An 18,048-nucleotide genomic window follows, 5' to 3' on the forward strand; every position below is an offset into this window, starting at 1 on the left:
AGTATAGCAACAAGGAGGTGATGCTTTTGGGTGGGAAGATTATTATAGCCAGTGCTTCGGTTCCGGAAAAAAAATTTCTCAACGATTCTTTAGTTCGGGCCGGTCACCACGTAATAGCCGAAAGCAACAACATGAGTCATGCGTTCAGGCGAACCCGCTCACTTGACTGCGACCTGGTTATTGTGGATAACAATCTGGACGGCGGCAAGGGCTTAAAAACAGCATCTATTATCAGTGAGGATCATTTAGCCGCGGTATTATTATTGGTTGACGGTGAGATGTTTCCCGCAACCAAAAGCTTCCATTATCTTATACGGCCTATATATTACAATACCTTGATACCTGCGGTTGAAGCTGCTCTCTGGCACTGGCAAAGAGAACTGGCGATGCAGGAGCAGATTAGAACCCTGGAAGAAAAGCTCAAAACTCGCAAACTCTTGGATAGAGCCAAAGGAATCTTAATCGACAAGCTAAAACTCAGTGAAAACGAAGCCCATCATTTTATCCAAAGGGAAGCCATGAACTCAGGCTCTACCCTAAGACAGATTGCGACCGAGATTATTAACCAGGAGCAGAAAATAAAGCCAATCGATTCTAATTAATAAATTTGGGGAGGAGAATATCATATGATTAAAGACAAAAAACTTGAAGTTATGGAAAAGGTTAGAGACAATGGGGTTCGCTTTATTAGACTTCAATTTACAGATATAGGCGGGATTTTGAAAAATGTAGCTATTCCGGTAAGCCAATTGGATAAGGCCCTGGACGGAGAATTGATGTTTGACGGATCTTCCATATCCGGATTTACCGAGATTGAAGAGTCCGATATGTACCTGGTTCCTGATCCCGATACATTCACGATTTTCCCATGGCGTCCCAGCAATGGTGCCGTAGCTCGCCTGATATGCGATGTCTATACCCCGCATCCCAACCATGCCCCTTTTATTGGTGATCCACGCACTAATCTTAAGAGGATTATCAAGGAAGCAGCCGATATGGGATTTGTTATGAATGCCGGGCCTGAGGGTGAGTTTTTTCTCTTCCTGGTCGATGAACAAGGGCATCCAGCTTTAAATACCCAGGATATGGCCGGTTATTTTGATCTGGCCCCGGTTGATTTAGGTGAAGACGCTCGTCGGGATATGGTATGTACACTTGAAGACATGGGCTTTGAGATTGAAGCCTCTCATCATGAAGTAGCACCCGGACAGCATGAAATCGATTTCAAATACGGGCCGGTGGACAAGATTGCCGATGATATCCAGACCTACAAACTGGTTGTACGTTCCATAGCCGAGCGTCACGGGCTGCATGCTACCTTTATGGCTAAACCAATTGCCGGTATTAACGGTTCCGGGATGCATACCCATCAGTCCCTTTTTAACCTGCAGGGGGAAAATGTTTTCTATGCACCCGATAAACCATACCAACTTAGCGATTTAGCCCGCTGGTATATGGGCGGAATCATGAAGCATGCCCGGGCGTTAACGGCCATCACTAATCCGACCATCAATTCTTACAAACGTCTGGTGCCCGGTTATGAGGCACCGGTATACATTGCCTGGTCGGAAAAAAATCGCAGCTGTTTGATCCGGGTTCCGGCCAAACGCGGCTTATCCACCCGTATAGAGGTTCGTCATCCCGACCCCACCTGCAATCCTTACCTGGCGATGGCCGTTATGCTTGCCGCCGGACTTGACGGGGTAAAAAACCAGATTGAGCCACCGGCTCCGGTAGATGCCAATATATATCACATGACCCAGCAGGAACGCGACCGGGCAGGTATTGCCAGCCTACCTGGCTCCCTTCTGGAAGCCCTGGCTGAGCTGGAAAAAGATGAGGTTATTAAGGATGCCCTGGGCGAACACATCCTCAGTCACTTTTTAGCCACCAAGAAAGCTGAATGGGAACGCTACCGGCTGGAAGTGCACCCCTGGGAAATCAATGAATACTTACGGTTATTCTAGCCTGGGATAAATTTACAGAAGGAGGGAAGTGCGGATGTTGCTCAATGAGGGGCAGGTAAGAATACCTAGCGGTTGCGCTATAGCCGGTATTATTAACCGGCAAGGACAGGGTTTCGGAGGCGGAAAAATAATTGATTGCATTGCGAATATGCACCAACGTTCCAACGGTCTGGGAGGCGGGTTCGCGGCATATGGAATATACCCTGGATTTGCAGAATACTATGCCCTGCATATCTATTTTGACTGCAAAGAATCGCGCAATGATTGTGAAAGATATTTAACCAAAAATTTTAATATTCGCCTGCAGGAGCCGGTTCCGGTCAGGAAACAGGCCCGGGTGAACAACGCACCTATTATATGGCGGTATTTCGCACAGCCTAAAGAAGAATGCCTGGCATACACTCAATTGGATGAACATGAATTCACAGCCCGGGCCGTAATGCATATCAATGCTGCCATCCCCGGAGCCTTTGTGGCTTCCAGCGGACATAATATGGGTGCCTTTAAAGGGGTTGGTTATCCCGAAGATATCGGAGAGTTTTTCCGCCTGGAAGATTATCAGGCATATCTTTGGACGGCTCACGGACGTTTTCCCACCAATACGCCGGGTTGGTGGGGGGGAGCCCATCCCTTCACTCTCTTAGAATGGTCGGTTGTGCATAATGGAGAGATATCATCTTATGATGCCAATCAGCGTTTTCTACAAATGCATGAATACCGGTGCACTCTGCAGACCGATACGGAAGTCATCACCTATAGCTTCGATCTTTTGATGAGAAAAGAGCGGTTTAATCTGGCTGAAACTATAAGTGTTATCGCGGCTCCATTTTGGAGTGACATAAACGATGAAAGGATCAAGCGGCTCCGCCGGATTTATGGAGGTCTCCTGCTTAATGGCCCCTTTTCCATCATCGTTGCCACCGGGAACGGGCTTATTGCTGTTAATGATCGGATTAAATTACGCCCTTTGGTGGCTGCCCGCAAGGGGGAATTTCTGTATGTAGCCAGTGAAGAGTCCGCTATCCGGGTCGTAGAAGCCCATCCTGATGAAATATGGTCTCCGGGAGGCGGAGAACCAGTCATCGGGTTGCTGGCTGATCGGGAGAATTTGCTTGATTTAGCACCCCATAATGATTCCATCGCCCGGCCGGCATAGGGGAGGGATAGGATATGGCCCATAATATAATGATGCCTGCTTTTAAAGTGCAAAGGGATGAAGAACGCTGTATTCGGTGCGGGGTTTGTGTCCGTCAATGCGCCAATAACGTTCACAATTTAGATGAGGATGGCTGGATGTGGGTACAGGATGATAAATGCGTAGCCTGTCATCGCTGCGCAGTTCTTTGTCCTACCCGGGCATTAAACATTATTGAATATCCGCTTGACTTTCGGGGCAACCAGCATTGGACCCCCGCAAGTATTCGTGAGATATACGCCCAGGCTCAAAGCGGCGGGGTTTTGCTCAGCGGAATGGGAAACCCGCGCACATACAAGAACTATTTTGATCATTTGTTGATCAATGCCAGCCAGGTAACCAATCCTTCCATTGACCCACTTAGGGAGCCTATGGAAATGACCACCTATCTGGGCAATAAAAATCATCATAGCTGCGGGGAGAAGCCGCAGCTTAAGCTGGATATTCCCCTGATGTTTTCCGCCATGTCTTTTGGTTCTGTCAGCATCAATGTCCATAAGTCGTTGGCGGTTGCCGCCAAATCTCTGGGAACTTTTTGGAATACCGGTGAAGGGGGACTTCATCCTGATCTGCTCGATTTTGGCAGAGGAGCCATCGTACAAGTAGCTTCAGGCCGTTTTGGGGTTCACCCGGATTATCTTGACAATTCAGCCGCTGTAGAGATAAAAATCGGACAAGGCGCCAAGCCTGGGATTGGCGGACACCTCCCCGGCGAAAAGGTAAGTCAGGATGTATCGCTGGCCAGGATGATTCCAGCCTGGTCAGATGCGATATCTCCTGCACCGCATCATGATATTTATTCCATAGAGGATCTGGCGCAATTGATTGAGACTCTAAAAGTTGCCACCCGTTTCGAAAAACCCATCGCCGTCAAGGTAGCCGCAGTCCATAATATCACGGCGATTGCATCTGGTGTAGTCAGAGCCGGTGCGGATATTTTGGTTATCGATGGTTTTCGTGGTGGTACTGGCGCCGCGCCAATGCGTATCCGTGATAACGTAGGTATTCCGGTGGAGATGGCTTTGGCTCAGGTGGACAGTCGCCTGCGAGATGAAGGCATACGTTCACAAACCTCCCTGGTAATCAGCGGCGGTATAAGAAACAGTGCCGATGTCATGAAAGCCATAGCCCTGGGTGCTGATGCCGTCTATATAGCAACTGCCGCGCTAATAGCATTAGGCTGCCATATGTGTCAGATGTGTTTTACTGGCCTATGCAATTGGGGCATCGCCACCACCCGTCCAGATTTAACCAAACGTTTAAATCCTCACCTGGGCAGCGAGCGGGCCATTAACCTCCTGGCCGCCTGGAAGCATGAAATGATGGAGATGATGGGCGGCATGGGTATTAACGCCATAGAGAGTCTGCGAGGCAACCGCTTAATGCTGCGGGGAATCGGTTTAAGCAAGGAAGAACTGGGTCTGCTGGGAGTAAAAGGGGTTGGAGAGTAGGTGATTACGATGAAAGTAGTGGCATGGACAGAATATTGTTTAGGCTGCGGTCTTTGCGAAATATACTGTGCAGCGCAACATGACGGATACAATGGCAATGTGTTGAAAATATTTAAAAAAGGTCGCCCCATGCACCGATCCAGACTACTGAAGGCAGAGCAAGGCACCTGGTTAAATACCTGTATGCATTGTACCCATGCCCCTTGTATAAACGGATGTATCAGCGGGGCTATCAAACGCGATCCGAACGGTATAGTGTATGTGGATTATGAACGCTGTGTAGGGTGTTACAGTTGTGTAATGCTTTGCCCCCATGGACACGTACGTCCCTGGTCCGAAAGACATCAGGTGCTTAAATGTGATTTGTGCCGGGATACCGGACTGCCGTCCTGTGTGGCCAACTGCCCCAATGGCGCGCTGCAGTTAGTTGATTAGGAGGTTTGAACCATATGAGATATGTCATTATTGGCGGCTGTATTGCAGCTATGGGAGCAGTGGAGGGCATTAGGAGCATTGATAAAAAGGGGAGTATAACCATATTAGATGGCGAACAAAGAGGTGTCTATTCCCGCCCCTTAATTTCTTATTATTTGGCCCAGCCAGATAGGTTTAAAAACCTTGCTTATCGTAGTGCTGAGTATCTGGATCACCACGGTGTAGACGTAATGAAGGGATGGGCCGTACAGATTGACCGCAGCAGACGCGAGGTGGTTTTACACGACGGGCAGATTATTTCCTATGATCGTTTGCTGATTGCAACCGGTGCAGCTCCTTTTATTCCCGATATATCCGGGATAAAAGCACCTTGGGTGAAAACTTTTTATACAATTGCCGATGTTGAGGCCTTGGATAGTATCCTGACAAAAGGGCACAACGCTTTAATCATTGGTTCAGGATTAATCGGGATGAAAGCAGCTGAATCCTTGCGGCAAAGGGGTCTGAATGTAAGCGTTATTGAGAAGGAAAGGCATATCCTGCCCCGAATTTTAAGTCCAGAGTCTGCCAACATGGTTAATTGCCTGCTGAATGAAGCAGGCATAAAGACCCAATGCGGGGAGGAACTGACGGCTGTAAATGAAAACCAGGCGAATTTTGCCAGTGGACTATGTCTGCCTGTGGACATATTAGTCCTGGCTATGGGAACTAAACCGCATATAGAATTGGCTATGGATGCCGGGTTAAAGGTTAACCAGGGAATTATGGTTGATGAATATTTGCAAACCAGTGACGAAAACATTTATGCCGCCGGGGATGTTATCGAGACTCGCAATATTATTACCGGCACGAGCGAGATAATGGCACTTCTTCCTCTGGCTCACCGGGAAGGCTATTTGGCTGGGGTTAATATGGCTGGCAGCAAGTCGTGTGCCTATGAAGGCGGCATTTTTATGAATTCTTTAAACATACTGGGTATCAGTATTTGTTCGGCAGGCAGCCTGCCTCGAGCCGAGACAGAATTCCTGGTATGGCAGGAGGATCATAAATATCTGCAGATATTTTTGGATGGGGATTTTTTATGCAAATATATTGCTGTTAACCTGCCGGAAGTAACCGGCCCATTAACCAACACAATTGCTGACAAAATTAGGATAGAAAAACGCCTCTGGCAGCATTTTATGACTTCTCCGACATTATCAGCGTTTCCTGATGTATATTGGCAGAAACTTAGGAAGGAGGCCAATTATGACTATAATAAATGCAGCTGACTATGATAATTATGAATTGCTACAGATGCTGGAAAAAATGCCCCAGCCGGAAATACAGATAAGTCATGTCAATGGGCAGCGTTATATAGCCTGCGGCTGGAAAAACAATAAGCGGCTTATTTTGCAAGGTACCGTTGGCAATAATCTGGGAGCTTTTGCCGAGGGACCTCAAATCGTTGTATTCGGCAATGGACAGGAAGGTGTTGCCAATACGATGAATGATGGTCAAATAATCGTTCATGGGCGGGTTGGCGATATTGCCGGATATGGTATGCGCGGTGGAAAGCTTTTTATTAAGGAAAATGCGGGGTATCGCTTAGGTATTCACATGAAGGCTTACCAGGAAAAAAAACCGGTCATTGTTGTAGGGGGGAGTGCAGGTGCCTTTGCCGGTGAATACATGGCAGGCGGCACCATCATAATCCTGGGGATGAATTCAAACCAGGCTTTGATTGGTTCTTATTGCGGTACCGGGATGTACGGCGGAGCCATATACCTGCGTGGTGAATATCCCTCACGTAATCTGGCACCTAACCTAAAAAAAGAGGTGCTGGGCGCTGATGGGTTGGCTGAAATAAAAGACTATTTAGCAGAATATGTTAGCTTTTTTGGCGATACCATGGAAAATATCACCAGCGCCCCTTTTACCCGCCTAAGTGTAGAAAAAAAGCGCCCCTTTGCCCATCTCTACACCGGTTTCGTAAGCTGACATGTTAATATTTAACCTGCAATGACTTAAGAGCAGGCATAATATCATCCACATGACCTTCAAAAAAAATGGCGTGTCCTTTTACGTTCGGGAATTCCAGCGAAATCATTTTAATAAACACAAAACCTATATCCTCAAGCTCTTGGCGGCTCAGATTACGGATATATTCCATATGTTTATCGGTAATCTTTTTGGCAGTACAGTAGATTTCTTTGCCTTTGGAGTTAACCAGAGTAGTTGCTACCAGGGTGCGCATATCTTCACCTCGATCTATTTTAAATATACTAAGGCCACTCCTGTCGAGTGGCCTTAATCATTGCGTTTATTGGTAGCCCCAAGGGGAATCGAACCCCTGTCTCCGCCTTGAGAGGGCGGCATCCTAGGCCTCTAGACGATGGGGCCATAAAAATGGCAGCCGAACAAGGATTCGAACCCTGGCGAACTGATCCAGAGTCAGTCGTGCTACCACTACACCATTCGGCTGCATTGCGCAATTTGCCTGCGCAAAAATCATTATAATACAGGGAATAACGAATGTCAAAGGGTTTATCCTCATTGTTAAAAAAGTTTTCACCGGCCTCAATAGACAAAGTAAATGTAGCGTTTAATCTTACAAAATAAAGGTTGCATTTACTTATGACCGCCCACCAAATTTGAACCAGTTCTAATCGAAGGTTAAAAGGTAGTGTAAAGGGGATAATCCCATAACCCGGAATAAGGTTTTACGGATGATTAACACCGACCCATTAGCCGCCTTTATTTTCTAATAAAGCTATGGCCCTGTTTATCCTTTCCCTGCACGCCTGCGCGCCCAGCAGTTCCATAACCTCAAAGAGTCCCGGGGTATTGGTACGCCCGGAGAGAGCCAGACGGGTAGGATGAATCAGATCAGCCGCCTTAAGCCCTGCTTCTTCAGCCCGGGAACGAATGGCGGCTTCCAGTGATTCGGCATTAAACGGCCTGGTTTCCAGCAAGGCGGCAACCATCTGCAGATTTTCCAGGGCACCGTTTTTGTAAAAATACTTCGTTGCCCCCTTTTCATCATAGCTGGTGGGAGCCACAAAGAAGTATTCGATAGCCAATAAAAGTTCAGCCACGGTTTTTACCCGACTGCGTACTAGATCAATGGTCTGACAAAAATAATCCTGATTTTCATCGGTTAGCCAACCCCGGGTGCGGGCTTCTTTTTCCAAGCTTAAGGCCAGTTGGGGGGTATCAATTTCGTTCATATAGTGACCATTCATCCAAGTCAGTTTTTCGATATCATAGATGGCGGCTGATTTAGAGACCTGATTCAGATTAAAACGAGCGATCATTTCATGACTGGACATTATATCCGTATCATCACCCAAAGACCAGCCCAGCAGGGCTAGATAGTTAAGCAGAGCTTGAGGCAGGTAGCCTTGTTCACGAAACTCTTGGACCGAAGTAGCTCCATGCCGTTTGGAAAGCTTGCTGCGATCCGGAGCCAGAATCATGGAAACATGGGCAAATTTAGGCAGAGGCAGTCTTAATGCTTCATATAATAACACCTGCTTGGGGGTATTGGATAAGTGCTCCTCGGCTCTTATAACATGGCTGATTCTCATACTGTAGTCATCTACCACCACCGCAAAATTGTAAGTAGGCCAGCCGTCTGCCTTGGCAATGATAAAATCATCCATTAATTCGTTTTGAAACTTAACTTCGCCGCGCACTAAATCCTGTACTATTGTATTTCCTGTGGATGGCATCTTGAAACGGATAACCGGCTGGCTGCCCTGTTCCAGACGAGCGGAAACCTCAGCGGGACTGAGATCACGACACGTTCCGGCATAGGCATAAGGTTTCTGATTGGCTTCTGCTTTTTCCTTGGCGGAGCGTAATTCTTCAGGTGTACAAAAACAATGGTATGCCTTGCCGCTATCTAGAAGCTGCTTAAGGTACTGTTTATATATGGGCAAGCGTTCACTTTGACGATAGGGCCCGCAGGGGCCGCCGATATCCGGGCCTTCATCCCAGTCCAACCCCAACCACTTTAAGCCGTCTAAGATACCGGTTGCCGAGTCCTCGGTGGAACGTGCCAGGTCGGTATCTTCCAAACGCAAAACCAGTTTACCGTTTTGACCGCGGGCAAACAGCCAATTAAACAAAGCAGTACGGGCACCACCAATATGTAATGTCCCAGTGGGGCTGGGCGCAAAACGAACCCTCACATTATCCATTTAATACACCTCTTGATAATTTATTAATTTATTGATATAAAAAAACTGCGGCGGATGGTTTACCTGATTGATAAACCTTGTAAATAGGACTTCAAAGCGTTGCTGAGGCAAATCCTTCAGAGAAGCCTGCAAGGCCGCAGACTCTTCCTCTCCGCCCGGATGGCCCGGGTAACTGACTACCGTCAGAATACCACCCGGCTGCAGAACTTCCAGGAGACGGTTTACGGCCAGGACAGTATCAAAGGGATTAGTTATAATCGAATGGTCGCCGCCGGGCATATACCCCAGGTTAAACATACCTGCCGAAACACCATTTTTGATATAAGACTGGAGGTTTATATGATTATCCCGGAACAGGGCAACCTGATCCAGGCAGCCTTGGGAGTAAAGTAATTCCGTGGTGTCCTTAATGGCCTTTTCCTGAATATCAAACGCCAATACTCTACCGTCCTGACCAACCAACCGGGCTAAAAACAAAGTATCCTGACCGGTGCCGCAGGTGGCATCAATGACAGTATCACCCTTTTTAACCTGACGGCTCATGATGCTGCGAGCCAGACGAGTAGCGTTACAGATTGCATCCATATCTCTTTTCCTCAACATACTTATTCTTCATCTACCAAAAACTGATCACCGATTCCCTCTCCATTGTTTTACTATAAGTTGCCTCCAAGTACAATATTATATCCTCCCCGGACAATATTATTATCTGGAAGAGCCCAAGGTATCTAAGCAAAAAAAGTGTGCACCAAATATAAACATTTTTCATATATATAATACAGTTGCATTGAGATATTAAAAATCCCATCAATTGTTTAAAAGCGAGGGGAGTATTAAGTGTATTATCATAAAAGAAACAAAATACTATCAGCGGCTGTAATTATTTTAATTATCGGCCTGACCGGTTATTTTTTTATGGACCAGAGACTCAAGGGCAGTATCCTGCAGTTGGCTCAGTCTAGGGCACAGTTAAAAGTTGTTGAGATTATCAATCAAGCTGTCAATGAAAAAGTGGTACAGGAAACCGAGTACAGAGATATAGTTTATGTGCACAAAGATGATGAGGGCAGGATCGTAATGATTCAAGCCAATACCATAGTTTTGAACCAGATTATAGCTAAAACAATCGGTGCCGTAGTACAAGGGCTTGATCAATTAGACGAAGAAATCATCCGGATCCCGCTTGGACAAATCAGTGGTGTATCCTTTCTGTCCGGGAGCGGCCCCCGCATAGGAGTAAAGATTGTGCCTAGCAAACAGGTTGCGGTGGCAGTCAAGGATAGATTTGAGCAGGCAGGAATCAATCAAACCAGGCATAAAATCTACCTTATGATCAACACCAAAGTGAAGATGGCAGTCCCCTTAATGGCAAAAGACGTCCTGGTTACGACTACCATCCCCATGGCAGAAACGATAATCGTGGGTGATGTGCCGGAAACGTATGTAAATTTTAATGGCCCTTTAGAGTTGCTCTATCCAAAGCTCAAAAAACCAGATAAATAGTCTGTCGGCTCGAGGTTCATTTCCCAAGGTAATTATTTATATATGTCTGGATCAGATTATCGTATGCCTGCATTATCTTCTGCACTGCCGGGTGAGCCGCTGAATCGAATTTAAGATGATCCACTTTATTGATCGGCAGAACGTTCGGAGACGTGCCGGTGAGGAATAATGCCTCCATATGGGTTAACTCGTCCAGGTGTATCTTCCTTTCTATTACTGTCAAGCCCAGCTTTTCACATAGATCGATTACACATCCGCGGGTTATGCCCGGGAGTACGTTTTGCAGCGGGGCAGTAATTACTGTGTTTTCTTGCACCATAAAAATATTGGAACGACTGCCTTCGGTAACAAAGCCATTATTATCTAAAAGCAGGGCTTCGAAAGCGTTGTGTTGCTCGATTATCTGCTTGATTTTACTGGTGAAGGCACGATTAATCACCTTCGCATGGGGATTTGTTCTTTCCGCATTATGAGTGATCGTTACAACCCCATTTGAATAGTCGGCCGCAGAAGGGTAATGATAAGGGATGAAAAAAGCATAAAAATCAGCCTTCTTATCTGTCTCATGGGGATAATTCACTACAAACTTTATATTGCCAGTATCGGTTTGGCAGGCATGAATCAGATCATTTATATGGGTTTTAATCTTGGCCGGAGATTGAATCAACTCATGATTGGTCCTCGCCGCTGAAGCAACCAGTCTGTTAATATGTTCTTCCATAAACAGAGGAACACCTGATATAACCTTAAGAACTTCATATAATGAATACCCTTCATTAAATATTTCGGAAACAAACGAAGTGGCCGGAAGTATCTCATCATTTTTAACAAAGTGACGTTCAATAATTGCCTCCATAACCTACAGGCAGCCAATAATAGCGCCTGTTTTTCACCTCGCTTTTAAGTATATTTTACATCTAAAAATTACCTGCAATTTATTAGATTATAACGTTTTTTTCATATGTTTAATAGTCGGGTAATACTCGGAAGCTTAATCAGGGACAAGCAGGATATAAGGTTTGCTATAAACAAATAACATTTTACATAAATCTTTAAATGATTGCTTGACATCATATAATCAGACATGATAATATAACTCTTGCGCGGCAGGCGAGAGTCGAAGCGCGAGATCTTGATAAAACAGAACAAAGAGAACAAGAAGTGCGAAAAAATGGTTTTCTTAAATAGAAAGAAGACCAAGGTCCAGCGAAAAGAGTTTTAAAAAAAGCCAATCAAAACGCTGATAAAAGAAAAAGGTACGGGCAGCCTTAAAAAAGGGAAGCCTGTAGCAATATTTTATTGGAGAGTTTGATCCTGGCTCAGGACGAACGCTGGCGGCGTGCCTAACACATGCAAGTCGAACGGACTAATGTTTGACACTGAGTGTTTTAAGAAGGATCAAGAAGAGTCAAGACCCGAAGCGGGGGAGAACATTCAGAGTTGAACATTAGTTAGTGGCGGACGGGTGAGTAACGCGTGGGTAATCTGCCTAAGAGTGGGGAATAACAGTTGGAAACGACTGCTAATACCGCATAAACTGCTAACGCAGCAAAGATGGCCTCTTAACAATGCTGTCGCTTTTAGATGAGCCCGCGTCTGATTAGCTAGTTGGTGGGGTAAAGGCCTACCAAGGCAACGATCAGTAGCCGGCCTGAGAGGGTGAACGGCCACACTGGGACTGAGACACGGCCCAGACTCCTACGGGAGGCAGCAGTGGGGAATATTGCGCAATGGGGGAAACCCTGACGCAGCGACGCCGCGTGAGCGAAGAAGGCCTTAGGGTTGTAAAGCTCTGTTTTAAGGGACGAATGTTCGCGTCAGTAATATGGGCGTGAAATGACGGTACCTTAAGAGGAAGCCCCGGCTAACTACGTGCCAGCAGCCGCGGTAAGACGTAGGGGGCGAGCGTTGTCCGGAATTACTGGGCGTAAAGAGCACGTAGGCGGGACTTTAAGTCAGGTGTGAAAGACCGGGGCTCAACCTCGGGGTTGCACTTGAAACTGGAGTTCTTGAGGGCAGGAGAGGAAAGCAGAATTCCTGGTGTAGCGGTGAAATGCGTAGAAATCAGGAGGAATACCAGTGGCGAAGGCGGCTTTCTGGACTGACCCTGACGCTGAGGTGCGAAAGCGTGGGTAGCAAACAGGATTAGATACCCTGGTAGTCCACGCCGTAAACGATGGATACTAGGTGTAGGAGGTATCGACCCCTTCTGTGCCGCAGCTAACGCAATAAGTATCCCGCCTGGGGAGTACGGTCGCAAGGCTGAAACTCAAAGGAATTGACGGGGGCCCGCACAAGCGGTGGAGCATGTGGTTTAATTCGATGCAACGCGAAGAACCTTACCAGGTCTTGACATCTGGCGAATCCTGTAGAAATACGGGAGTGCCTTTTAGGAGCGCCAAGACAGGTGGTGCATGGTTGTCGTCAGCTCGTGTCGTGAGATGTTGGGTTAAGTCCCGCAACGAGCGCAACCCCTGCTATTAGTTGCTAACATTAAGCTGAGCACTCTAATGGGACTGCCTGTGACAAGCAGGAGGAAGGTGGGGACGACGTCAAATCATCATGCCCTTTATGATCTGGGCTACACACGTGCTACAATGGGTGGTACAGAGAGCAGCGAGACCGTGAGGTGGAGCGAATCTCAAAAAGCCATTCTCAGTTCGGATTGAAGTCTGCAACTCGACTTCATGAAGTCGGAATCGCTAGTAATCGCGAATCAGCATGTCGCGGTGAATGCGTTCCCGGGCCTTGTACACACCGCCCGTCACACCACGAAAGTCGGCAACACCCGAAGCCAGTGAGCTAACTGAACGGAAGTCAGAGGTCAGAAGTAAGAAGTCAGAGATTAGTGAAGAAATTGGCAATGCCAATTTCAACCAAAGATCCGACCTCCTACATCCGATTTCCGACTTCTGTTCAGAGGCAGCTGTCGAAGGTGGGGTTGGTGATTGGGGTGAAGTCGTAACAAGGTATCCGTACCGGAAGGTGCGGATGGATCACCTCCTTTCTAAGGAGACAAGATATACCTTAGGTATATCGTAACTTCTATTGGTCGATCACTCTTGTTCTCTTGTTCGTTTTATATAAAAAAATGAGCTGTGTCCAAAGGAGACAGCCGATTTAGTGCTACTTTGCATGAGCAGAGTTTGCGTATAAAACATCCGACATAAGTCGGCTTTTTTTGAGGGCCTATAGCTCAGCCGGTTAGAGCGCACGCCTGATAAGCGTGAGGTCGATGGTTCGAGTCCATCTAGGCCCACCATTTCTGATGTCAGAGGTATGAAGTAGGAAGTCAGAACCGAAACAAAATTCGCAGATCCGACCTCATACAGCCGACATCCGACTTCTGTTTATGGGGGTGTAGCTCAGTTGGGAGAGCACCTGCCTTGCAAGCAGGGGGTCAGGAGTTCGAGTCTCCTCATCTCCACCATATATAATGTGAGGAGTAAGGAGTAAGGCGTAAGGGTAAAAACCTGACACCGAAGCAAGAAATCCTCATAGAAGAAAGACAGTAGTAGGGAAAAAGAAACCCCACTAAAATGTTCTTTGAAAACTGCAGACATGAAGAAACGAAGTAGGAACAATTCACTAGAGACTCAAGAGTGACAACACTTAAACGAGCGACTAGAGAAGAGTTCTCTCGCGAGAACCAGCTTTGCGCAAGCAAAGCCAAGATGGTCAAGATACAAAGGGCGTATGGTGGATGCCTTGGTACCAGGAGGCGAAGAAGGACGCGGCCAGCGGCGAAACGCCACGGGGAGTTGCAAGCAAACCTAGATCCGTGGATATCCGAATGGGGGAACCCAATAGAGGCAAACCTCTATTATCCCTGCCTGAATATATAGGGCAGGCGAAGCCAGACCCGGGGAACTGAAACATCTTAGTACCCGGAGGAAAAGAAATCAAGCGAGATTTCCAAAGTAGCGGCGAGCGAAATGGAAAGAGCCCAAACCTGTTATGTGTAAGCCTGCAAGCGTTGCATAACAGGGGTAGTGGGGCAAACCGGAGCAAGATGCAGCTTGCTCATGGAGTTACAAAATAACTGTTTAGCCGAATGGATCTGGAAAGATCAGCCACAGGGAGTGAAAGCCTCGTAGGCCAAAAGCAGTTATCTCCAGGTAAAGACCCCGAGTACCGCCGGACACGTGGAACCCGGTGGGAAGCAGGGAGGACCACCTTCCAAGGCTAAATACTACCTGGTAACCGATAGCGAACAGTACCGTGAGGGAAAGGTGAAAAGCACCCCGGGAGGGGAGTGAAATAGAACCTGAAACCATATGCTTACAAACAGTCGGAGCACTATTCAGAGGTCAGAGGCCAGAGATCAAAGGAGCAGGAAAGGTTCTTTGATTTGCGGCCTCAGACTTCTGAAGTGTGACGGCGTACCTTTTGTAGAATGGGCCAGCGAGTTATGGTAGCAAGCAAGGTTAAGTCTAAAAAGGATGGAGCCGCAGCGAAAGCGAGTCTTAACAGGGCGTTAAGTTTGCTGCTATAGACCCGAAACTGGGTGATCTATCCATGGCCAGGGTGAAGCGATGGTAACACATCGTGGAGGCCCGAACCAGAGTACGTTGAAAAGTGCGTGGATGAGCTGTGGATAGGGGTGAAATGCCAATCGAACCCAGAGATAGCTGGTTCTCCCCGAAATAGCTTTAGGGCTAGCGTTATATGATTCCTTATGGGGGTAGAGCACTGGTTAGGCTAGGGGCCTTACCCGGTTACCGAACCTTCCCAAACTCCGAATACCATAAGGTATAGTATAGCAGTCAGACAGTGGGTAATAAGGTCCATTGTCGAGAGGGAAACAGCCCAGACCGCCAGCTAAGGTCCCCAAATCTATGCTAAGTGGGAAAGGATGTAGGGTTGCCCAGACAGCCAGGATGTTGGCTTAGAAGCAGCCACCATTCAAAGAGTGCGTAATAGCTCACTGGTCAAGTGACCCTGCGCCGAAAATTCAACGGGGCTAAGCATAGTACCGAAGCTGCGGATAGCAGAAGTCGGAAGTCAGAGGTAAGAGGTCAGAATAGGGAGATATGATGGCTATAACGAGTTATGAAGACCAGCATGTGTACCGAGAAGGGTATACACTAGCAGGATCTTGGTTATATAGACCAAAGTTTACATGACAATCTACGCCAAAGCTATGATAACCTGACCAAAAAACTATACCGTCTGATAGAAAGATGGAGAAAAGAAGTTGAGGCAAACGGATAAGAGTCCGACCTCAGCCCTCTGACTTCTGACTTCTGCTGTGGTAGGGGAGCGTTCTTAATGGGCAGAAGCCGTACCGTGAGGAGCGGTGGACAATTAAGAAGTGAGAATGCTGGCATAAGTAAGCGAGAAGGCAGGTGAGAATCCTGCCCGCCGTAAACCTAAGGTTTCCTGGGGAAGGCTCGTCCGCCCAGGGTAAGCCGGGACCTAAGCCGAGGCCAAAAGGCGTAGGCGATGGACAACTGGTTGAGAATCCAGTGCCACCTAAAGCCGCTATGAGCGATGGGGTGACGCAGGAGGATAAGTGAAGCGTACGAATGGAAGAGTACGTCCAAGCATTTAGGAGGCAGAGTAGGCAAATCCGCTCTGTAGAAACTCTAAGGTGTGAAGGGGAGGGAAGCGTAGTACCGAAGTCACCGATTCCAAACTGCCAAGAAAAGCCTCTAGCCAGGTCAGGGTGCCCGTACCGTAAACCGACACAGGTAGGTGAGGAGAGAATCCTAAGGCGCGCGAGAGAACCCTCGTTAAGGAACTCGGCAAAATGACCCCGTAACTTAGGGAGAAGGGGTGCTCTGTTAGCGTGAAAGCAATTGAGCGTGAGAGAGCCGCAGTGATCAGGCCCAGGCGACTGTTTAGCAAAAACACAGGTCTCTGCAAAATCGTAAGATGACGTATAGAGGCTGACGCCTGCCCGGTGCCGGAAGGTTAAGGGGAGAGGTTAGCGCAAGCGAAGCTTTGAACCGAAGCCCCGGTGAACGGCGGCCGTAACTATAACGGTCCTAAGGTAGCGAAATTCCTTGTCTGGTAAGTTCAGACCCGCACGAAAGGCGTAACGATCTGGGCACTGTCTCGACGAGGGGCTCGGTGAAATTGTAATACCGGTGAAGATGCCGGTTACCTGCGATAGGACAGAAAGACCCCGTGGAGCTTTACTGCAGCTTGATATTGGACTTTGGTAGTACATGTACAGAATAGGTGGGAGACAGGGAAAACAGGTCGCAAGGCTTGTTGGAGTCACCATTGGGATACCACTCTTGTATTGCTGAAGTTCTAACCTGGCACCGTAATCCGGTGCAGGGACATTGTCAGGCAGGCAGTTTGACTGGGGCGGTCGCCTCCGAAAGAGTAACGGAGGCGCCCAAAGGTTCCCTCAGCGCGGATGGAAACCGCGCGCAGAGTGTAAAGGCAGAAGGGAGCTTGACTGCGAGAGAGACATCTCGAGCAGAGACGAAAGTCGGGCTTAGTGATCCGGCGGTACCGAGTGGAAGGGCCGTCGCTCATCGGATAAAAGCTACCCCGGGGATAACAGGCTTATCTCCCCCAAGAGTTCACATCGACGGGGAGGTTTGGCACCTCGATGTCGGCTCATCACATCCTGGGGCTGGAGAAGGTCCCAAGGGTTGGGCTGTTCGCCCATTAAAGTGGTACGTGAGCTGGGTTCAGAACGTCGTGAGACAGTTCGGTCCCTATCCATCGCAGGCGCAGGAGAATTGAGAGGATCTGTCCCTAGTACGAGAGGACCGGGATGGACAGACCGCTGGTGTACCAGTTGTCTCGCCAGAGGCACAGCTGGGTAGCTATGTCTGGATGTGATAAGCGCTGAAAGCATCTAAGCGCGAAGCCAACCTCAAGATGAGTTCTCCCACCTGGCACCTAGTGCCAGGGTAAGATCCCATCAAGACTAGGTGGTTGATAGGCCGGGTGTGTAAGTGCAGCGATGCATTAAGCTGACCGGTACTAATAGATCGAGGGCTTGACCATATTTCACGAGAGAACCATGTTCCGCTTCCTCTTCATGTTGTAGTTTTCAGAGAACATAAGATTAGTAAATAAAGAAATAAGATTTCCTGGTGCGTCGCAAGTCAGCCCTGCGGGCTTCTATTTTGCGACACTAGCTGCCAAACTGGCAGCGTTGCAATGGCGGTATCCGCCATTGAATGAAGTAAATAAAGAAATATGATTTCCTGGTGACAATGGCGGAGAGGCCACACCCGTTCCCATCCCGAACACGGCAGTTAAGCTCTCCTGCGCCGATGGTACTGCAGATTCTGTGGGAGAGTAGGACGTTGCCAGGAATTATTTTTTTCTGTTGTCAAGGGTGT

12 protein-coding genes, 4 tRNA genes and 3 rRNA genes are annotated in these 18,048 nt (G+C 47.8%); 13 read left to right on the forward strand and 6 right to left on the reverse strand.

All coding sequences use genetic code 11. The annotated features are described in order from the left end of the window. Positions 1 to 26 precede the first annotated feature (26 nt). Genes AAV90_RS07075 through AAV90_RS07105 form a run of 7 tightly spaced genes read left to right on the forward strand, consistent with a single transcriptional unit; the run spans position 27 to position 7,028 of the window. Entirely contained in the window at positions 27 to 602 is a 576-nt protein-coding gene (locus tag AAV90_RS07075; protein WP_052729652.1) for an ANTAR domain-containing response regulator, read from the forward strand. Positions 603 to 626: 24 nt separating this feature from the next. Then, positions 627 to 1,967 carry a type I glutamate--ammonia ligase gene (glnA, locus tag AAV90_RS07080; protein ID WP_046497074.1) on the forward strand — a complete coding sequence of 447 codons (1,341 nt, stop codon included), beginning with the start codon at positions 627 to 629 and terminating at the stop codon, positions 1,965 to 1,967. Positions 1,968 to 2,001: 34 nt separating this feature from the next. Next, on the forward strand, positions 2,002 to 3,123 hold the full coding sequence (locus tag AAV90_RS07085; protein WP_076982620.1) for a class II glutamine amidotransferase: 1,122 nt from the start codon (positions 2,002 to 2,004) through the stop codon (positions 3,121 to 3,123). 14 nt (positions 3,124 to 3,137) lie between these two features. After that, positions 3,138 to 4,613 (forward strand): glutamate synthase-related protein, encoded by a 1,476-nt coding sequence (locus AAV90_RS07090; protein ID WP_046497076.1) that lies wholly within the window; start codon positions 3,138 to 3,140, stop codon positions 4,611 to 4,613. A gap of 9 nt (positions 4,614 to 4,622) precedes the next feature. After that, complete coding sequence (locus AAV90_RS07095; RefSeq protein ID WP_046497221.1) at positions 4,623 to 5,048, forward strand: 4Fe-4S dicluster domain-containing protein; 426 nt, start codon at positions 4,623 to 4,625, stop codon at positions 5,046 to 5,048. Between the two features lie 14 nt (positions 5,049 to 5,062). Next, on the forward strand, positions 5,063 to 6,319 hold the full coding sequence (locus AAV90_RS07100) for an NAD(P)/FAD-dependent oxidoreductase (RefSeq protein ID WP_052729654.1): 1,257 nt from the start codon (positions 5,063 to 5,065) through the stop codon (positions 6,317 to 6,319). Next, complete coding sequence (locus tag AAV90_RS07105; RefSeq protein ID WP_046497080.1) at positions 6,297 to 7,028, forward strand: GltB/FmdC/FwdC-like GXGXG domain-containing protein; 732 nt, start codon at positions 6,297 to 6,299, stop codon at positions 7,026 to 7,028. The genes AAV90_RS07100 and AAV90_RS07105 overlap by 23 nt, the downstream gene beginning before the upstream one ends. Positions 7,029 to 7,032: 4 nt before the next feature. On the opposite strand, the gene AAV90_RS07110 is transcribed toward AAV90_RS07105, so the two are convergent. The 5 genes from AAV90_RS07110 to mnmM form a co-directional block, all read right to left on the reverse strand. Beyond that, positions 7,033 to 7,284: a hypothetical protein gene (locus tag AAV90_RS07110; protein ID WP_046497083.1), complete on the reverse strand. Its 252-nt coding sequence runs from the start codon at positions 7,282 to 7,284 to the stop codon at positions 7,033 to 7,035. Between the two features lie 70 nt (positions 7,285 to 7,354). Then, positions 7,355 to 7,430: transfer RNA gene (locus tag AAV90_RS07115), tRNA-Glu, on the reverse strand. A 7-nt stretch (positions 7,431 to 7,437) separates the two neighbouring features. Then, positions 7,438 to 7,511, reverse strand: a tRNA-Gln gene (locus AAV90_RS07120). A gap of 263 nt (positions 7,512 to 7,774) precedes the next feature. After that, the gene (gene gltX, locus AAV90_RS07125; protein WP_046497085.1) at positions 7,775 to 9,232 is read right to left on the reverse strand and encodes a glutamate--tRNA ligase; all 1,458 of its coding nucleotides are present in this window, start codon (positions 9,230 to 9,232) and stop codon (positions 7,775 to 7,777) included. Continuing rightward, the gene (mnmM, locus tag AAV90_RS07130) at positions 9,233 to 9,835 is read right to left on the reverse strand and encodes a tRNA 5-(aminomethyl)-2-thiouridylate-methyltransferase MnmM (RefSeq protein WP_084691504.1); all 603 of its coding nucleotides are present in this window, start codon (positions 9,833 to 9,835) and stop codon (positions 9,233 to 9,235) included. It lies immediately after the preceding gene. Positions 9,836 to 10,069: 234 nt separating this feature from the next. On the opposite strand from mnmM, the gene yunB reads away from it, so the two are divergent. Continuing rightward, complete coding sequence (gene yunB / locus AAV90_RS07135; RefSeq protein ID WP_046497090.1) at positions 10,070 to 10,735, forward strand: sporulation protein YunB; 666 nt, start codon at positions 10,070 to 10,072, stop codon at positions 10,733 to 10,735. Between the two features lie 16 nt (positions 10,736 to 10,751). On the opposite strand, the gene AAV90_RS07140 is transcribed toward yunB, so the two are convergent. Further along, positions 10,752 to 11,591, reverse strand: a complete 840-nt coding sequence (locus tag AAV90_RS07140) for an aminotransferase class IV (protein WP_046497093.1) — start codon at positions 11,589 to 11,591, stop codon at positions 10,752 to 10,754. 440 nt (positions 11,592 to 12,031) lie between these two features. Between AAV90_RS07140 and AAV90_RS07145 the strand changes: the two genes are divergently transcribed. The 5 genes from AAV90_RS07145 (at position 12,032) to rrf (ending at position 18,021) form a co-directional block, all read left to right on the forward strand. Continuing rightward, a 16S ribosomal RNA gene (locus AAV90_RS07145) occupies positions 12,032 to 13,742 on the forward strand. 178 nt (positions 13,743 to 13,920) lie between these two features. Further along, positions 13,921 to 13,997, forward strand: a tRNA-Ile gene (locus AAV90_RS07150). A 92-nt stretch (positions 13,998 to 14,089) separates the two neighbouring features. Then, positions 14,090 to 14,165: transfer RNA gene (locus AAV90_RS07155), tRNA-Ala, on the forward strand. Between the two features lie 246 nt (positions 14,166 to 14,411). Next, positions 14,412 to 17,707: ribosomal RNA gene (locus tag AAV90_RS07160) — 23S ribosomal RNA — on the forward strand. A 202-nt stretch (positions 17,708 to 17,909) separates the two neighbouring features. Then, positions 17,910 to 18,021, forward strand: a 5S ribosomal RNA gene (gene rrf, locus AAV90_RS07165). Together the 16S, 23S and 5S rRNA genes with 2 tRNA genes alongside form the textbook arrangement of a ribosomal RNA operon. Positions 18,022 to 18,048: the final 27 nt, after the last annotated feature.

Source organism: Syntrophomonas zehnderi OL-4 (assembly GCF_000983115.1).
GTDB lineage: Bacteria > Bacillota > Syntrophomonadia > Syntrophomonadales > Syntrophomonadaceae > Syntrophomonas_B > Syntrophomonas_B zehnderi.

What these genes read in the sequence shown, in the direction of transcription:
- glnA (WP_046497074.1), top strand. Translation starts at nt 627, where the DNA reads ATGATTAAAGACAAAAAACTTGAAGTTATGGAAAAGGTTAGAGACAAT.
- AAV90_RS07085 (WP_076982620.1), top strand. Translation starts at nt 2,002, where the DNA reads ATGTTGCTCAATGAGGGGCAGGTAAGAATACCTAGCGGTTGCGCTATA.
- AAV90_RS07090 (WP_046497076.1), top strand. Translation starts at nt 3,138, where the DNA reads ATGGCCCATAATATAATGATGCCTGCTTTTAAAGTGCAAAGGGATGAA.
- AAV90_RS07095 (WP_046497221.1), top strand. Translation starts at nt 4,623, where the DNA reads ATGAAAGTAGTGGCATGGACAGAATATTGTTTAGGCTGCGGTCTTTGC.
- AAV90_RS07100 (WP_052729654.1), top strand. Translation starts at nt 5,063, where the DNA reads ATGAGATATGTCATTATTGGCGGCTGTATTGCAGCTATGGGAGCAGTG.
- AAV90_RS07105 (WP_046497080.1), top strand. Translation starts at nt 6,297, where the DNA reads ATGACTATAATAAATGCAGCTGACTATGATAATTATGAATTGCTACAG.
- AAV90_RS07110 (WP_046497083.1), bottom strand. Translation starts at nt 7,284, where the DNA reads ATGCGCACCCTGGTAGCAACTACTCTGGTTAACTCCAAAGGCAAAGAA.
- gltX (WP_046497085.1), bottom strand. Translation starts at nt 9,232, where the DNA reads ATGGATAATGTGAGGGTTCGTTTTGCGCCCAGCCCCACTGGGACATTA.
- mnmM (WP_084691504.1), bottom strand. Translation starts at nt 9,835, where the DNA reads ATGTTGAGGAAAAGAGATATGGATGCAATCTGTAACGCTACTCGTCTG.
- AAV90_RS07140 (WP_046497093.1), bottom strand. Translation starts at nt 11,591, where the DNA reads ATGGAGGCAATTATTGAACGTCACTTTGTTAAAAATGATGAGATACTT.